Origin of the sequence: Flavobacterium ammoniigenes (assembly GCF_020886055.1) — a bacterium.
GTDB lineage: Bacteria > Bacteroidota > Bacteroidia > Flavobacteriales > Flavobacteriaceae > Flavobacterium > Flavobacterium ammoniigenes.
The window spans coordinates 1609216-1627148 of record NZ_AP025184.1 but is presented as its reverse complement, the minus strand read 5'-3'; the positions used below and the strand labels follow the sequence as shown (position 1 = coordinate 1627148).

10 protein-coding genes are annotated in these 17933 nt (G+C 34.9%); 4 read left to right on the top strand and 6 right to left on the bottom strand.

All coding sequences use genetic code 11. The features are described from left to right. Nucleotides 1-156: 156 nt before the first annotated feature. From LPC21_RS07470 to LPC21_RS07460, 3 genes are all read left to right on the top strand, one after another. A complete protein-coding gene (locus tag LPC21_RS07470; protein WP_229316542.1) occupies nt 157-3144 on the top strand; it encodes an amidohydrolase family protein in 2988 nt (995 codons plus the stop codon). A 33-nt stretch (nt 3145-3177) separates the two neighbouring features. After that, a complete protein-coding gene (locus LPC21_RS07465) occupies nt 3178-4479 on the top strand; it encodes an amidohydrolase family protein (protein WP_229316541.1) in 1302 nt (433 codons plus the stop codon). Nucleotides 4480-4745: 266 nt separating this feature from the next. Beyond that, nucleotides 4746-6071, top strand: coding sequence for an ammonium transporter (locus LPC21_RS07460; RefSeq protein ID WP_229316540.1), 1326 nt, complete (start codon nt 4746-4748; stop codon nt 6069-6071). Between the two features lie 66 nt (nt 6072-6137). Here the strand turns inward: LPC21_RS07460 and LPC21_RS07455 are convergent, their stop codons facing one another. From LPC21_RS07455 to LPC21_RS07445, 3 genes are read right to left on the bottom strand one after another with little or no spacing between them, the layout of a single operon-like run. Beyond that, complete coding sequence (locus tag LPC21_RS07455) at nt 6138-8153, bottom strand: protein-disulfide reductase DsbD family protein (RefSeq protein WP_229316539.1); 2016 nt, start codon at nt 8151-8153, stop codon at nt 6138-6140. Further along, nucleotides 8150-9463 (bottom strand): tRNA lysidine(34) synthetase TilS, encoded by a 1314-nt coding sequence (gene tilS, locus LPC21_RS07450; protein WP_229316538.1) that lies wholly within the window; start codon nt 9461-9463, stop codon nt 8150-8152. Before tilS ends, LPC21_RS07455 begins: the two co-directional genes overlap by 4 nt. 27 nt (nt 9464-9490) lie before the next feature. Continuing rightward, the gene (locus tag LPC21_RS07445; protein WP_229316537.1) at nt 9491-10777 is read right to left on the bottom strand and encodes an anthranilate synthase component I family protein; all 1287 of its coding nucleotides are present in this window, start codon (nt 10775-10777) and stop codon (nt 9491-9493) included. A gap of 159 nt (nt 10778-10936) precedes the next feature. Between LPC21_RS07445 and LPC21_RS07440 the strand changes: the two genes are divergently transcribed. Continuing rightward, nucleotides 10937-11311 (top strand): DoxX family membrane protein, encoded by a 375-nt coding sequence (locus tag LPC21_RS07440; protein ID WP_229316536.1) that lies wholly within the window; start codon nt 10937-10939, stop codon nt 11309-11311. A 62-nt stretch (nt 11312-11373) separates the two neighbouring features. On the opposite strand, the gene lpdA is transcribed toward LPC21_RS07440, so the two are convergent. The 3 genes from lpdA to LPC21_RS07425 form a co-directional block, all read right to left on the bottom strand. After that, a complete protein-coding gene (gene lpdA, locus LPC21_RS07435) occupies nt 11374-12777 on the bottom strand; it encodes a dihydrolipoyl dehydrogenase (RefSeq protein WP_229316535.1) in 1404 nt (467 codons plus the stop codon). 187 nt (nt 12778-12964) lie between these two features. Then, the gene (locus LPC21_RS07430; RefSeq protein ID WP_229316534.1) at nt 12965-14878 is read right to left on the bottom strand and encodes an amino acid permease; all 1914 of its coding nucleotides are present in this window, start codon (nt 14876-14878) and stop codon (nt 12965-12967) included. Nucleotides 14879-14959: 81 nt separating this feature from the next. Continuing rightward, entirely contained in the window at nt 14960-17872 is a 2913-nt protein-coding gene (locus tag LPC21_RS07425; protein ID WP_229316533.1) for an FAD-binding and (Fe-S)-binding domain-containing protein, read from the bottom strand. Nucleotides 17873-17933 lie beyond the last annotated feature (61 nt).

Below are 17933 nucleotides of genomic sequence, written 5' to 3'. Positions count from 1 at the left end.
CACACCAAGACAATAAAAATAAACTTATATATTAAAATTTACTGATAATTTAAAATTATAATTAGGTGATTGGAATTCAAACAAATGTTAAATTCTTAAATATAAATCAGCTAACTAAAAAATTATATATATTTAACAATTATTAAAATCTGAATTATGAAAAAAAATCTATTACTACTCTTTTTGTTAGTTTTAATTCCAAAAGTACACGCACAAGATTATTTCCCAAATAATGAAACGGTACAAAACAGGAATCAAAATTTCACTGCATTTACTAATGCTACCATTTATGTAACTCCTAATCAAATTATTAAAAAAGGAACTTTACTCATTCAAAATGGCAAAGTGATAAGCGTTGGAACAACAATTGCAATTCCAAAAAATACCATTGTGGTCAATTTGGAAGGAAAAACAATTTACCCTTCATTTATCGATCTTTACACGAGTTTTGGTATTGAAAAACCAAAAAGTAGTGGGCCAATGTCAAGAGGTCAATTGTATGATACCAAGCGTGCAGGTTATTATTGGAATGAAAATATTCGTTCTGAAATTAATGCCTATGAAAATTTCAAATACGATAATGCTAAAGCTGAAGAATTTTTGAAAGCGGGTTTTGGGGTAGTTGGAACTCATGTACAAGACGGAATTGCTAGAGGTACTGGAACTTTAGTAGCTTTAAATAATTTTGATGGAAGCAAACGTTTACTATCCAATAAAATTACCAATCACTTCGCTTTTACAAGAAGCGCTCTAACTGCTCAAGCATATCCAAGTTCTTTAATGGGAATGATGGCGCTAGTTCGCCAAATGTATTATGACATGGATTGGTACAAAAAAGGAAATTCAGAAACCAAAGACCAGTCATTAGAGGCTTTGATAGCCAATCAAAATTTAGTACAACTGTTTACAACAGATGATAAATTAAATAGTTTAAGAGCTTCAAAAATCGCAAAAGAATTTGGACTTACCTACCTGATGAAAGGAAGTGGAAATGAATTTGAACGAATAGATGAAATTAAAAACACCAATTCTAAATTTATTATTCCGATCAATTTCCCAGAAGCTTATGATGTTTCTGATCCCATCCAAGCCAACCAAATGGAGTTAAAGGATTTCCGTTTTTGGAATCAAGCACCTTCCAACTTGAAAGTATTAGCTGACAACGGAGTGGTATTTGCTTTAACAACTGACAATTTGAAAAAAATGGATAGTTTCAAAACTAATTTATTGAAAGCTATCCAGTATGGTTTTGATAGTACAAAAGCATTAGAAGCTTTAACTACAATTCCAGCCTCTATTTTAGGAAAAAGTAAAGAAATTGGATCATTAACAGCTGGAAGTCAAGCCAATTTCATTATTACCTCAGGTGATTATTTTGACAAAAAAACAGTTTTACATGAAAACTGGGTACAAGGAAGTCGTTATGTTGTAAATGATATGTCAACAAGAGACATTCGTGGGAATTATGACTTAGTCATTAATAATGAAACCTACAAATGGAAAATTAGTGGTGATGTTGCCAGTCCAAAATCGGATATCACTTCAGTTGACAATAAAAAGCTGAATTCTAAAATTACTATTGCTAACCAATGGTTAACTACGGTAATCAAACCAGCTGATTCGTTGAAAACGAATTTTACCAGATTAAGTACTTACCTAGGTAATACTTCCAATTTAGCTGGAAAAGCTATTGTTAAAGATGGAAAAGAAGTCAACTGGTCTGCCACTAAAACTTCTGACTTTAAAGCAGAAGCTGATACAAAAAAAGAAGAGAAAATAAATCCTCTACAACCTGTTACTTATCCTAATGTAGCTTTTGGTAACCAAGAAAAACTAACTGCTCAAACTTTATTATTCATAAATGCTACTATTTGGACAAATGAAAAAGAAGGAATTTTAGAAAATACAGACGTATTAATTAAAGACGGAAAAATTGCTGCAGTTGGGAAAAATCTTTCAGACCCGACAGCAACTGTAATTGATGCCAAAGGAAAACACCTTACCAGTGGTATTATTGATGAACATTCACATATCGCTATTTCTAAAGGGGTTAACGAAGGCGGACATAATTCAAGTGCCGAGGTAACCATTCAGGATGTTGTAAACTCTGAAGATCCTAATATTTATAGAGATCTAGCGGGAGGCGTTACTATTTCGCAATTATTACATGGCTCAGCGAATCCTATCGGAGGTCGTTCGGCAATTGTAAAATGGAAATGGGGACGTTCACCAGAAGAAATGTTATATAAAAACCAACCTAAGTTTATCAAATTTGCTTTAGGTGAAAATGTAAAACAATCCAATTGGGCCAATGTTAACCCTACTCGTTTTCCACAAACAAGAATGGGTGTTGAACAAGTTTTTACCGATTATTTCCAAAGAGCAAAAGAATACGACTTAGCTTGGAAAACCTACAATACTACTAAAAAAGGGAAAGCACCTAGAGTAGATTTAGAACTACAAACTATTGCTGAAATTATCAATAAAGAGCGATTTATTTCGTGTCACTCCTATGTACAATCTGAAATCTTGATGATGATGAATGTTGCTGAAAAATTCAATTTCAGAGTCAATACATTTACTCATATCTTAGAAGGTTACAAAGTAGCTGATAAAATGAAAGAACACGGTGTAGGAGCTTCTACATTCTCAGACTGGTGGGCTTACAAATTTGAAGTAAACGATGCAATTCCTTTTAATGGACCAATTATGCACAACAAAGGAATTATAGTGGCCTATAATTCTGATGATGCCGAAATGTCTAGACGTTTGAACCAAGAAGCTGCTAAAGCGGTGAAATACGGAAATATTTCTGAAGAGGAAGCTTGGAAATTTGTCACGTTAAATCCTGCTAAATTATTACATCTTGATGATAAAGTGGGAAGTATTAAAGTAGGAAAAGATGCTGATGTTGTTCTTTGGAACACCAATCCATTATCAATTTATGCTAAAGCTGAAAAAACGATCATTGAAGGAGTAGTTTACTTTGACATCCAAAGGGATGAAGAACAAAGAAAAGCAATTGCTAAAGAACGAAATGTTTTAATCGGACAATTATTGGAAGAAAAAAACAAAGGAATGATTACGCAAGAACCTAAAAAAGCGGAACGAACAGAATACCACTGTGATTCTCTTGAGTATTAAGGTTTACTTTTCAATAAATAAATTAGAATAATTATGATACATAAAAAAATAGTTCTTTTAACATTGGTATTCGGAATATCATTAGTTAGTAAAGCACAACAGACTCCAGCACCTAAACAACAAAAATCAATTTTAATTCTGAATGCCAAAGCGCATTTAGGAAATGGATCTGTTTTGGAGAATAGTGCCATTGGTTTCAAAAACGGTAAAATTGATGTAGTAACTTCTGCTAATAATGTAGATAAAGCCAACTACGAAACCATTATTGATGCCGCTGGGAAAGAAATTTACCCAGGCTTTATAGCACCTAATTCTACTTTAGGATTAGTTGAAATCGATGCGGTAAAATCTTCTGATGACGAATCAGAAATTGGAACATTCAATCCACATGTTCGCAGTTTGATTGCTTATACTGCCGATTCAAAGGTTGTCGAAACAGTAAGACCAAATGGTGTTTTAATGGCACAAATTACTCCAAGAGGCGGATTAATTTCTGGAACCTCTTCTATAGTTCAATTAGATGCATGGCATTGGAATGATGCTGTTGTTAAAGAAAATGATGGTATACACATGGAATTCCCTTCAAGTTTCAAAAGAAGCGGTTCTTGGTTTGAACCTGGTTCTATTGAAGCGAATAAAGAGTATACCAAAGAAATTGCTGAAATTAATTCCTTTTTTCAAAATGCAAAAGTGTACAATACAACTGTAGCCAAAGAACGTAATTTAATTTTAGAAGCTACTAAAGGACTATTTCTAGGAGAACAAACTTTGTTTATTCACGCCAATGAAGAGAAGCAAATGATTGATGCGGTTGAACTTGCAAAGAGCAATGGTATTACTAAAATTGCTATTGTAGGAGGATATGAAGCATACAAAATTGGAAGTTTTTTAAAAGAAAACCATATTGGAGTACTATTAAAGAGAGTCCATGATATGCCTGAGAACGATGATGACGATATAGATTTGCCTTTTAAACTTGCCAAACTATTAACTGATCAAGGCGTTTTAGTAGGATTAGAAAATAGTGGTGCACATGAAAGAATGGAAACTCGTAATCTTCCTTTTTTAGCTGGAACATGTGCAGCTTACGGTTTAGAGAAAGAACAGGCATTGCAACTTATTACTTCAAATACAGCAAAAATATTGGGTATTGATAGTTTCTGCGGAACTCTTGAAGTCGGTAAAGATGCTACTTTGTTTATTTCTGAAGGTGATGCACTAGATATGCGAACAAATAAATTGAGTAATGCTTTTATTCAAGGAAGAACCATTAGTTTAGAAACGCACCAAACTAAATTAAATGCTCGTTATAAATCAAAGTTTAATCAGAACTAAGTTTTCAAAGCAGTATATCAAAAAGGCCAATTGCATTAGCAAATTGGCCTTTTTTTTATTCCATTACTACCTAAAACACCATTTAATCTAAATAAAAAGTGTTTTTAGGATTATCAAATTCAAAATATCAATGTTAAATTACGTCAAACCCTAAAAATTTATAGGGGTAATTTAATTATTTGATAAAAATGAACAATTACCCCCTGCTTTTTTATGGGTCAATATGATATTTTTATACTTTTATCAAAAATTTAAAAATAATAGTTATGCGTAAAATTGTTTTAAGTGTGATTCTAATCACTGTTTTGGGACTTACTTTTTTCTCAAATTATTTTGTTGTTGAATCAGCAAAACTAGGAGCTCATATTGTTGAATTAAAATTAGATACTGGAGACACAGCCTGGATGATTGTTGCTTCTGCTTTAGTTTTAATTATGACTCCAGCTTTAGGTTTTTTCTACGGCGGTATGGTAGGAAAGAAAAATGTAATTAGTACGATGCTACAAAGTTTTATGGCTATGGTAATCGTAACTGTATTATGGGTAGTAGTTGGTTTTGGATTGTGTTTCGGACCATCAATTGGTGGTATCATTGGAGATCCATCATCTAATTTTCTATTTAATGGAGTAAGTGCTAACACTGCTTGGGAATTAGCCCCAACAATTCCATTACTTTTATTTGCTTTCTTTCAAGCTAAATTTGCAATCATTACACCTGCTTTAATTACAGGAGCTTTTGCAGAACGTATTCGTTTCTGGGCTTACTTATTATTCATGGTGTTATTCATATTGGTAATCTATGCCCCTTTATGTCATATGACTTGGCATCCAGACGGATTGTTCTTCAAAATGGGAGTACTTGACTTTGCTGGTGGAACTGTAGTACACATGAGTGCGGGTTGGGCTGCTTTAGCTGGAGCAATTTTCTTAGGAAAAAGAAAAGTTCAAAAAGTAAATCCTGCTCGTATTACTTATGTATTATTAGGAACTGGTTTATTGTGGTTTGGTTGGTTTGGTTTCAATGCAGGATCTGCTGTTGGAGCAAATGGACTTGCTGCTCAAGCATTAGGAACAACTACTGTAGCTGCTGCCGCTGCTGCCATGGCTTGGGTATTCTTGGATAAAATTTTAGGTCATAAATTATCTGCAATGGGTGCTTGTATCGGTGCAGTGGTTGGATTAGTTGCTATTACTCCTGCTGCAGGATTTGTAAGTATTCCTCATGCAATTACCATCGGTATAATTGCTAGTATCGTGAGTAACTTTATGGTAATGAAATTCCCTAAAGGAAAAATTGACGATGCTTTAGATGTATTTGCTTGTCACGGTGTTGGTGGAATGACAGGAATGTTATTAACTGGTGTTTTTGCATCTAATGCAGTTAATCCAATTGTAGGTGATAACCAAGGTTTAATCTTTGGAGATGCCACTTTGTTTTTAATCCAATTAAAAGCCTTAGTATTAGTATCAATATTTGCTTTCTCTGCATCGTATGCATTGTTCTTCATTGTAAACAAAATTACTCCATTAAGAGTTAGTGAAGACAAAGAAGAATTAGGGTTAGATATTACTCAACACGGAGAGTTCTTGTAATAATCTCTAGTATATAAATAAAAAACCGCAACTATTTAGTTGCGGTTTTTTTTATACAATTGAAATTTACTTAATAAACTTTGAAATACCTTGTTTCAGCCACGATTCATATTCTTCTATTCCAACAAAACTAATGGTAGGTTGTTGCGTGTTCAAATTACCACCAGTTAAATCGGTCAATACATACAAAGGTTGTGTGTTTGTTTTGTATGTAGAAATCATAAAGTCAGTCCATTTATCACCAATAGTTTCAATACGTGATCCGGTAGATTTAGAAACAAACTGTTCACTTTTGAGCAACTCTCTTTTATCATCTACATAGAGAGAGATCACAACAACTTGATTTTTTAAAAGAGTCAAAATACGTTCGTCTGACCAAACGTTATTTTCCATTTTACGACAATTCACACAGGCATGCCCTGTAAAATCTAACATGATAGGTTTATTTACGGTTTTGGCATAAGCCAATCCTTTGTCATAGTCGTCAAAAACTACGATCTGATGCGGACCTAGCTTAGCGCCTTCTGGCAAAGCTGAAACTGGAGTAGCATTAGAAATTGAATTGGCACCAAAACCTAAAGGACTTTCGCTATATTCCATTGGAGGAGGAAAAGCATTGATTAATTGTAATGGTGCTCCCCACAATCCAGGAATCATGTATATCGTAAAAGAAAGCACAACCAAACCTAAAGACAATCTACCAACAGATATATGCGTCATTGGACTATCATGAGGTAAAGTAATTTTGCCAAACAAATACAAAGCAAGCGTGCCAAAAATTGCAATCCAGATCGCTAAGAAAACTTCTCTTTCCAAAAGATGCAATTGCAATACCAAATCAGCATTTGATAAGAATTTAAATGCTAAAGCTAATTCTAAGAATCCCAAAACCACTTTCACCGTATTCAACCAACCCCCTGATTTTGGTAACGAATTTAACCAACCTGGAAATAGTGCAAACAACATAAAAGGTAAGGCTAAAGCCAATGAAAATCCTAACATTCCCACAATTGGAGCTATTCCTCCTTTTGAAGCCGCTTGCACCAACAAAGTTCCAACAATAGGTCCTGTGCAAGAAAAGGAAACAATTGCCAATGCTAAAGCCATAAACAAAATTCCGATCACTCCTCCTCTATCCGCTTGGCTATCGACTTTATTGGCCCATGAATTGGGTAACATAATTTCGAAAGCGCCTAAAAAAGAAGCCGCAAAAACTACTAATAAAATAAAGAAACCTAAATTGAACCAAACGTTTGTTGACAAAGCATTCAAAGCATCAGCTCCAAATAACCAAGTGACTAAAACACCCAATAACACATAAATTACAATAATGGAAACCCCATAAAAAATAGCATTGCGAACTCCTGCACTTTTGGATTTACTCTGTTTGGTAAAGAAACTCACAGTCATAGGAATCATTGGAAACACACAAGGTGTTAATAAGGCCGCAAATCCCGAAAAGAATGCAATTATGAAAATAGACCAAAGCCCTATGTCTTCTTCCTCTGGCGCTGAGCTTGAAACTGTTGGTATAGCTCTTTTTGATACTTCTTTTACGACAGCTAATTTAGTATCAATCGCAGTTGAAGTAGTGTCGGAAGTTACTTCAGGAGCAACTAAACCCGTAGTGGTTTGAGTAGGAATCACGAAAGTAAAATTCTTTTCTAAATTGATACAAGCCTCTTTACAAACTTGAAAATCGAAGCTCACTTCTACTTTAGAAAGTTTTGTATTTATCAAACAAATCTCTTGTGTTAATATGGCTTTTTTTTCAAAAAAAGTTTCGTTGACTTCAAATATATCATTGTAAGCCGTTTTAGTTTTGCTTTCTTTGGTTTGACCAATCAATTCAAAATTCCCTTTTTGATTTTTAAAAAGAATTTCTAACGGCAAAGAACCCCCTTCAGCGGTAAATTGGGAATACAAATGCCAGCCATTTTCAATCGTGCCATTAAAAGTAAGAACATAATTTCCATTGGACTTTTTCTCAATTTGTGTAGTCCATTTTACTGGATTCAACAGCTGTGCATTTCCTTTGGCAAAAGCCAAAAATAGGAATAATAAAACAACTAATTTCTTCATAATTCGATTGCTATTTTTAGTATTTTTTTTGTCTCTGAATTAATTTTATACCGTTCGTCTTGACGCATTCCAACCACCCAAACCACCTGATTAGCTGAACATAAAAGCCATGTTGCCTCTTTTTCAACTACCGACAATTTTCCGTCTTTAAATAATTTACTCACTTTTTTTGACTTTCCGCCCATTCCAAAAGGCTGAAAAACATCACCTTCTTTCCAATGACGCAAAACCAGTGGGAATTCTAATCTTTCATGGTCAACAAATATAGTTGAATTGGATGTCGGTTCAATTGTATTAACGGTTGAAAACGAAATATTTAAGGGAAAATTAACTTTAGTTGTAATGGATTCAATTGGATATTCATCTTGATTTAATTCGATTTTAAGCGGACTTACTATCAAACAATCCCGGTCTTTAATTAATCGGAATTCAGGTGCCAATACTTGTTTACCAGATTGAGAACTAACCAAATCATAAATATCATTCCAAGCTGTAAAACCAAACTCTGAAAGCCATTGGTATAAATAGGAATAGTAATTTGGTAATTTCAACAATTGATTCAAGTCAAAATAAATTTCATTTCCTTCTTCTTTTGCTACTTGTTGATACACCATAACTGCAGCATCATCAACTAATTCTTTCGATTCTTGCAAATAGGATTGAGTCTTTTCAAAAGAACTCATAAAATTAGGATTGAGCTCTTTTAAAATTGGAATCAAATGATGACGAATCTTATTTCGTAAATATTTATCCGAAGTATTGCTGCTATCTTCACGCCAAGTCAACTTATTTTGGGAAGCATATTCTTCAATCTCTTGTCTAGAGAAAGTAAGCAAGGGGCGAATAATGGAATCGTTTTGAGCAGGAATACCTGTCAATCCATCTAATCCGGTTCCTCTAGAAAGATTAATCAGAAAGGTTTCTAGATTGTCATCAGCATGATGAGCCGTTAAAATATAATCCGCTTTTTGAATTTCCAGTTGCTCGTAAAACCAACTGTAACGCAACTCGCGAGCGGTAACTTGAGTAGATAATTTGTAATCTTTGGCGAAAGCCTCCGTATCAAATTGTGTAAATACAAATGGAATAGTATGCTGACTCGTATATTCTTGAACAAATTGTTGATCACCAAAACTCTCCAAGCCCCGCAATTGAAAATTACAATGCAAAACCATTATTTCAAAATCCAATTGCTGAAAAAGATGCAACAAAACCATGCTATCCAAACCACCGCTTACAGCAAGAAGTAATTTTTTCCCTTTTAAAAAAGGAAAATGAGTAGACAAATGATTTTGGAATTGATGTAACATGCCCAAAAGTAATTAATTCATTGCAATTTAGCGCAATACTTCGTGCATCGCTTTCGCTTTAAGCAAACATTCTTCGTATTCATTTTCAGGATTAGATAAGGATGTGATAGCACTTCCTACTGAAAAAGAAAGGTATTTTTTATCTTGATTGTACAAAATACTTCGGATGACCACATTAAAATCAAAATTGCCATTCGGACTAAAATAACCAATAGCACCACTGTACAATCCTCGTTTGGTGACTTCTAATTCTTCAATTATTTTCATAGCCGAAATCTTAGGTGCTCCTGTCATACTTCCCATGGGAAAAGTCATTCGCAACACATCTACATTTGAAAACTTATTGTCTAATTTTGAGGTAATTGTAGAAATCATTTGATGTACTTGTTGAAACGAATATATCCCGCATAATTCCTGAACTTGAACCGTTCCTTTTTGGGCAGTTCGAGATAAATCATTCCGAACTAAATCGGTGATCATAATGTTTTCGGCACGTTCTTTTGGGTCGGTAGCCAAATTTAATTTTGACTTTTCATCTTCCGTTTTATCCTGAAATCGTTTGGCAGTTCCTTTGATGGGTTGCGAAATTAACTGCTCCCCTTCTTTTCTCAAATACCGTTCTGGAGTAGCTGAAAGTAAAAACTGTTGGTTGTTTTTAAAATACACCGCAAAGGGAGTTTGTGAAATAGCATTCAATTTATCAAATTTATCGAGCGGATTGATGGTCGTATTTTCTGCATAAAATTCCATGCAGAAATTAGCTTCATATAAATCACCTCGGTGCAAATGATCTAAAAGAGTGGAAACTTTTTCAACATAACTTTCTTTTGAAATTCGCGGCTGAACGGTCACTACTGAAGTATCAATAGTTGCATTGGGTACCCATGCAAGAATAGTATCCCAATCTTCATCCACCTCATCATCGCACAAATTCAAATAGTGAATAACAACTTGATTCCCTTTAAGTAAAAACAATTTCTTAGGTTGGAAGAAAAATAAATCCGGAAAATCCAAGCCATCAAAATTATTGGATTGCAAATCTTCACTATCGTTTTTTAAATCGTAAGAAAGGTAACCAAACAACCAATCTTTAGTTGTTTGCTGGTATTGTTGCAAATCCTCAAAGGCATTGTGATAATCCGTCTGAATCAAAGTAAAGGCATCCACAGCAAGTATAGCATCAAAGCTTGAAAACTCTTGTGGATAATCATTACTATCCATAAAAACAACTTCACGAAATTGTTGTGACCAATCCAATAATTGCTTTTTAAATGCCATCGGATTTTCGATTGTTTTATGAATTTCAGTTCTCAATTTACTTGGGTATTTAGGATGCCAAAAATACAATAAAATTCATTGGTAAAAACGGAAAATATACCCAGAAAACAGCCCTTTTATATTATTTAAACGAGATTAGTTTTTGTATTTACAAAATGATTATTTTTGAAATACTAACCTATAAACCAAATTATTATGAAAATTGCAACATTAATTGTCCGAATTTTACTGGGAGCTTTTATGGTATTTGCTTCGGTAGCTTATTTCTTTGAATTGTTCGATGCTGAAGCTCCAACTGGAAACATGTTAACTTTTATGAACGGAATCATGGCTTCAAAATACCTATTGCCATTAGCCAAAGCTGTTGAACTAATTGTTGGGGTAAGTTTGTTGAGTGGTAAATTTATTAAAGTAACTTTATTAGCTTTATTACCTATTTCAATTAACATCTTTTTAATTCATACCGTGACCCAAGTGTCAGAAGTACCCGTAGCTGTTTTTGTTCTAGGTGCTAATTTATTTTTAATTTATACCCATTGGGATTCTTATAAACCGCTTTTTAAAAATTAACTACTTGTAAATAAAAAAAGCCCGTTCAAATGAACGGGCTTTTTTATTGAACACAATATAAATTAAACGTGTAATGCTCTGTTATCTGTTGCCGCTAAAGCCGCTTCTTTGATTGCTTCTGCAAATGTTGGATGAGCGTGTGACATTCTTGAGATATCTTCAGCTGAAGCTCTAAATTCCATAGCAGTAACTGCTTCGGCAATTAAATCAGCTGTTCTGGCTCCAATCATATGAACGCCTAAAACCTCATCAGTTTTAGCATCCGCTAAAATTTTTACAAATCCATCTAAATCACCACTAGCTCTCGCACGACCCAAGGCTTTGAATGGAAAACTTCCTGATTTAAATTCTACTCCAGAGGCTTTCAATTGCTCTTCTGTTTGTCCAACAGCCGCCACTTCTGGCCAAGTGTAGACCACACCTGGAATTAAATTATAATCGATATGTGGTTTTTGACCCGCAATGATTTCAGCTACCATAGTTCCTTCTTCTTCCGCTTTGTGAGCTAACATCGCTCCACGAACCACATCACCAATTGCATAAATATTAAAAACTGAAGTTTGTAAATGATCGTTTACTTCTACTTGTCCTCTATCTGAAATTTTCACTCCTGCTTTATCCGCATTCAATCCGTCTGTGTAAGGACGACGACCTACAGAAACTAAAGAGTAATCTCCTTCTAAAGTGATAATTTCTCCTTTGGCATTTTCTGCTTTTACCGTAACTACATCGCCAGCTCTTTCAACAGATTGCACTTTATGAGAGGTATAGAATTTCATTCCTTGTTTCTTCAAGACTTTAGTCAATTCTTTTGACAACGAACTATCCATTCCTGGAATGATTCGGTCCATGAATTCTACTACAGAAACTTGCGCTCCTAGACGTAGATATACTTGTCCTAGCTCAATTCCGATTACACCACCACCAATAATAACTAAATGTTTTGGTACTTCTTTCAAAGCCAAAGCTTCAGTAGATGTGATGATTCTTTCTTTGTCAATTTTGATAAAAGGCAAAGAAGATGGTTTTGAACCTGTAGCAATAATAATATTCTTTCCTTCAATAGTTTCTGAAGTACCATCTGCTTTAGCAATTGCTACATGAGTTGCATCAACAAACGAACCTAAACCATTGAAAACAGTTACTTTATTTTTGTCCATTAAGTAGTTGATTCCACCTGAAGTTTGATCCACCACCGCTTGTTTACGCGCAATCATTTTTTCCAAATTCACTTTAACTTCACCAGATAGTTCAATCCCGTGTTCAGCGAAATGAGCAATTTCTGAATAATGGTGTGATGAAGACAACAATGCTTTGGAAGGAATACAACCTACATTCAAGCAAGTACCTCCTAAAGTAGAATATTTTTCAATGATGGCTGTTTTAAAACCCAATTGTGCACAACGAATAGCTGATACATATCCGCCAGGACCAGAACCTATAATGACTACGTCAAATGAACTCATAATACTAGTATTTGTTTTTTTGTTGCAAATTTAAGAAATTAAGTTTTGTTTAAAGTTCAAAGTTTGCGATTTTTTGTTACGAATTGTAGCTCATTTGTATTTTTAAGCTGAATTATTCCTAAAATAAAAACGTTCTAAATACAATTTAGAACGTTTTTATTATTGATCAACTGTAAAAATCGACCTCTTATATGTTTAACTTACTGTTTTTACGGCTAAAGCCAAAGTAGATTACTAAACCTAACAGCAACCAAACGGTAAAATAAATCCAATTCCAAACACTCAATTCGGCCATCATGTACAAACAAGAAACCAATCCTAGAAGTGGAATTAAAGATAAATTTTGTTTGTAAGACCAAACCGCTAATCCAATTAATGAAATTAGAAAAATCCACATCGGAATTTTGTGTTTGAACAAATCAAATCCACTTTCATACTTAATAGCATCTGCAATTGGTAATTGAGCCACAATGGCTTCATATTTAACAGTATCCTCTTGGTATTGGCTTAATAAAGCTTCCACATCATTAGTAGATGGTTTAGATTCTAACCCAACCAAGTATTGGTATACTTTATCTGTATCTGATTTATCCAAAGCGGTAATAATAGCTTCAGACGAATTAACTTGAGTTTCATTGGTTAGAAACCCCATGGTTGCGTCATTGTTATAAACAAAAGCATACACTAAACCGATAATCAAGGCTACCGGAAAAATGTATTTCGAATTCACATAAGGCGTCTTGAATTTTCCTCTCGGAATATCCGGTTTGTTTTGTAATACTAAAACTCCAGCACAAACCAATACAAATGCAAATAAAGTTCCGATACTGCATAAATCAGTTACCATAGTTAAATTCATAAATAAGGCTGGAATACCTACTACAAAACCAGTAACAATAGTAGCGTAAGAAGGTGTTTTGAATTTAGGATGTACTCGAGAGAATTTCTTTGGTAGCAATCCATCTCTACTCATGCTCATCCAAATACGTGGTTGTCCCATTTGGAACACTAACAAAACGCTAGCCATTGCAATTACTGCACTAACTGCAATAATACCCGACATCCATTTCAAATCTAACTTTTCAAAAACAAAAGCCAAAGGATCGCCTACATTCAATTCATTGTAACTAACCATACCTGTTAAGACAAGAGCGATTACTATATATAAAATAGTACAAATGATAATAGCCCACATCATACCACGTGGTAAATCTCGTTGCGGATCTTTACATTCTTCGGCCGTTGTTGAAATGGCATCAAAACCTATATAAGCGAAAAATACTGCCGACACCCCTTTTAATACGCCACTTACTCCATTTGGTGCAAATGGTGTCCAATTAGTAGTATCTACATAAAAAGCACCAACGGCGATAACTAACAAAATGATAAATAATTTAACCAATACCATCAAGTTACCTGCGTTACGAGATTCTTTCATACCTCTGTACACTAGAGCCGTAATGACAATAATGATCAACATGGCCGGAATATCGGCTACAAAATGAAAACTACCAATTACCGGACTCGTGGTCCAAGCGGTGTAGGCGTCTTGCAAATTAGCACTTAAGTTGTCAAAGGATTTACCTCCTTGCATTAACGCATTTGCCTCTTTAAAACCATTGGAAGCGGATAAATAATCCATTTGAATCCATTGGGGAAGATCTAAACCGGTAGACCGCAGTAATCCTGTAAAATAATCACTCCACGAAATGGCAACAGTGATATTACCCACAGCATATTCCATAATCAAAGCCCAACCAATGATCCAAGCTATAATTTCGCCAAAAGCCACATAAGAATAGGTATAAGCAGATCCTGAAACAGGAACCATTGAAGCAAATTCTGCATAAGCAAAAGCAGCAAAGCTACAAGCCAAAGCGGTGAACAAAAAAAGAAAAATTACCGCAGGTCCTCCATCGGCACTGGCTTTACCAATCGTACTAAAAATACCTGCTCCTACGATTGCGGCAATACCAAAGGCTGTTAAATCTCTTGCTGTTAAATGTTTACCTAATGCAGCATGTCCGTCACTTTCATTTTGCTCCACCTGTTTCATGATATCATGAACTGTCTTCTTTCTAAACAAACCTTTTAATGCCATAGTATAAATCGTATTCAATAAAGTGAATAATGTATTATGTATTGTGTTGCAAACTTAGAATTTCATTTTAAATAAAATCAATTATTTCAAACAAGATTTTAATATTGTAACCGGGTGCTGCGCTGTTCTACTCGTTCCGTCAAATATTTGATGACGACAACTGGTTCCTGCTGCAGCAATTGCCACTTTTTCATCTGTCGCTCTAATTTTTGGAAACAAAGTATCCTCACCCATTTGCATACTAATTTCGTAATGTTCTTCCTCGTATCCAAAAGAGCCTGCCATACCACAACAACCGGAATTGTAAATAGTAACTGTATTATTTACAGGCAAATTCAGCATCGCAAAAGTAGCTTCAACCGTACTTAATGCTTTTTGATGACAGTGCCCGTGAATTTTAATTTCTTTGACCTCATCGGAAAATTGATCCGGACGAATGACACCTTTGGCAATTTCGTTTTTGAAAAACTCTTCAATAGTAAACACCTGTTTGGCTAATTGTTCTGCTCCTTGTTTATCTTCTGCTAAACGAAGGTATTCATCTCTAAAAGTCAGAATAGCTGAAGGTTCAATTCCTACTAATGGAATTGCATCGGTCACCAAATCTTTAAAAATATCGACATTAATCGTTGCGATTGCTTTAGCTTGTTCCAAAAATCCTTTGGAAATAAACGCACGTCCGCTTTCCTGATGATCTACTATAACCACTTGATAGCCAAGTTTCGTCAACAATTCATAGGTGTCTACACCTACTCCAACATCATAAAAATTAGTAAACTCGTCACAAAACAAAATAACTTGCCCATTTGGATACGTTCCTTCTTCAAGCTCTTTATGATGGGTATCCAACCATTTTCTAAAAGTTTTTGGAGCCAAATGCGGCACTACGCGCTGCGGGGCAATACCCATTTTCTTCTTTACGAAAGATAAATTGGCAAACCAATTGGTCAGTCTAGGGGTCAAACTACCTAAATTATTCAATTTTGCATTGTAAGCAAAAGTTTTGTTGCGATTTGAAAATCCATTCGCTTTTTGATATTGGTACAAAAACTCCGCTTTCATTGAAGCAATATCAACATTACTCGGACATTCACTTGCACACGCTTTGCAACTCACACACAAATCAAACACTTGATACAATTCTTCTTGATCAAATTTATTCTCTTTGTCCGAATCTGTTAAGTACTGTCTCAATGCATTAGCACGGGCTCGAGTCGTATCTTTTTCGTTTCGAGTAGCTCGATAACTTGGACATAAAGTCCCACCAGCTGAAGGTAATTTTCTACAATCACCTGATCCATTGCATTTTTCGGCGGCACGCAAAATTCCCATACTATCTGAAAAATCTTGAATAGTAGCTATCTCTGGTTCCACTCTACCGGATTCCACTCTCAAATTTTCATCCATTTTAGGCGTATCGGTAATACGTCCTTTGTTGAAAATAGCATTGGGATCAAATGCTTTTTTAATTCGTTTTAGCAGTTCGTAATTAGAATCGCCGATCATATAAGGCAAAAATTCGCCGCGTACAATTCCGTCACCGTGTTCTCCACTAAGCGAACCTCTGTATTTTTTTACCAAAATTGCCACTTCAGTAGCGATTGTTCGGAAAAGTTTTAAATCTTCTTTCTTTTTTAAATTTAACACTGGACGCAAGTGCAATTCACCAGCTCCAGCATGGGCATAATAAATAGCATCTTGCCCGTGTTTTTTCATCATGGCTGCAAATTCAGCAATATAATTAGGCAAGTCACTCAATTCTACTGCCGTATCTTCAATAGAGTCAGCCGCTTTATCGTCGCCAACAATACTTCCTAAAAGTCCTAAACCAGCTTTGCGCAACTCATTAATTTTATCGATATCTGCTCCGTATAGTTTAGGCAATGCATAGCCAAAATTATGTTGTTCTAAATCTGCAATTAAGGCATCTGCTTGTCGTTCTGCTTCCTCAATAGTAGTTGCAGCCACTTCCAGCATGATCACTGCTTTTGGATCGCCTTGAATAAAAAATCTATTTTTGGCTTGTTCCCTATTGGTTTTGGTACAATTCAAAATGGTATCGTCCATCATTTCGCAGGTATACAAATGATGCTTCATGGCTATCATCACCGCTTCTAAACTTTCTTGAATAGTATGAAAATGAGCTGCCACCATAATATTATGAGTAGGAGGCAAATCGTCTACTTTCAACGTAACTTCTGTTGTAAAAGCTAAAGTTCCTTCACTACCGCAAAGTAAGGTGCCTAAATTGATCGTTGGTTCAGATCCTGAAAACAAATCTGATTTTAATAATAAATCAACTGCATATCCTGTGTTTCTTCGATGTATTTCAGGTTTTGGAAACTCTTTAACAATTTCTTTTTGAGTTTCAGTATTCGAAAGTTCCTCATAAAGTGTTCTGTAAATAGCACTTTCTAAAGAATCACCCTTCGTTTTATCGAGAAACTCGGTCGAGCTAAGTGATTTGAAAACCGTAGCTGAACCATCACTCAAAATGGCTTTGAGCTCAACTATCTTATCTCTTGTTACTCCATACCGAATTGAAGTTGTTCCCGAAGAGTTGTTTCCCACCATTCCGCCAATCATACAACGATTGGATGTAGAAGTATTCGGTCCAAAAAACAAACCGTGAGGTTTTAAAAACAAATTCAACTCATCGCGAATAACGCCTGGTTGTACTGTTACTGTTTTATTTTCTTTATCAAAAGAGACAATTTGGGTAAAATATTTGGATACATCCACAATAATTCCGCTTCCCACAGTCTGACCAGCTAACGAAGTTCCAGCAGTTCTTGGTGTCAAAGGAATTTGATGATCATTGGCAAAACGGACCAAAGTTTGAATATCGGCTACCGTTTTAGGCCTGGCTACCGCAATAGGTTTAATTTGGTAGGTGGAGGCATCTGTCGAATAGATGATTTTATGCAATTCGTCATAGAATAAATCACCTTCTAATGCGTCTGACAATTGTTGTAAGGGTAGTGTTTTTGACATTGTATTCGAATCTAAAAACTGATTATTCAGCATTTGGTTGACAAATATAATTGAAATTGAA

What these genes read in the sequence shown, in the direction of transcription:
- LPC21_RS07470 (WP_229316542.1), top strand. Translation starts at nt 157, where the DNA reads ATGAAAAAAAATCTATTACTACTCTTTTTGTTAGTTTTAATTCCAAAA.
- LPC21_RS07465 (WP_229316541.1), top strand. Translation starts at nt 3,178, where the DNA reads ATGATACATAAAAAAATAGTTCTTTTAACATTGGTATTCGGAATATCA.
- LPC21_RS07460 (WP_229316540.1), top strand. Translation starts at nt 4,746, where the DNA reads ATGCGTAAAATTGTTTTAAGTGTGATTCTAATCACTGTTTTGGGACTT.
- LPC21_RS07455 (WP_229316539.1), bottom strand. Translation starts at nt 8,153, where the DNA reads ATGAAGAAATTAGTTGTTTTATTATTCCTATTTTTGGCTTTTGCCAAA.
- tilS (WP_229316538.1), bottom strand. Translation starts at nt 9,463, where the DNA reads ATGTTACATCAATTCCAAAATCATTTGTCTACTCATTTTCCTTTTTTA.
- LPC21_RS07440 (WP_229316536.1), top strand. Translation starts at nt 10,937, where the DNA reads ATGAAAATTGCAACATTAATTGTCCGAATTTTACTGGGAGCTTTTATG.
- lpdA (WP_229316535.1), bottom strand. Translation starts at nt 12,777, where the DNA reads ATGAGTTCATTTGACGTAGTCATTATAGGTTCTGGTCCTGGCGGATAT.
- LPC21_RS07430 (WP_229316534.1), bottom strand. Translation starts at nt 14,878, where the DNA reads ATGGCATTAAAAGGTTTGTTTAGAAAGAAGACAGTTCATGATATCATG.
- LPC21_RS07425 (WP_229316533.1), bottom strand. Translation starts at nt 17,872, where the DNA reads ATGTCAAAAACACTACCCTTACAACAATTGTCAGACGCATTAGAAGGT.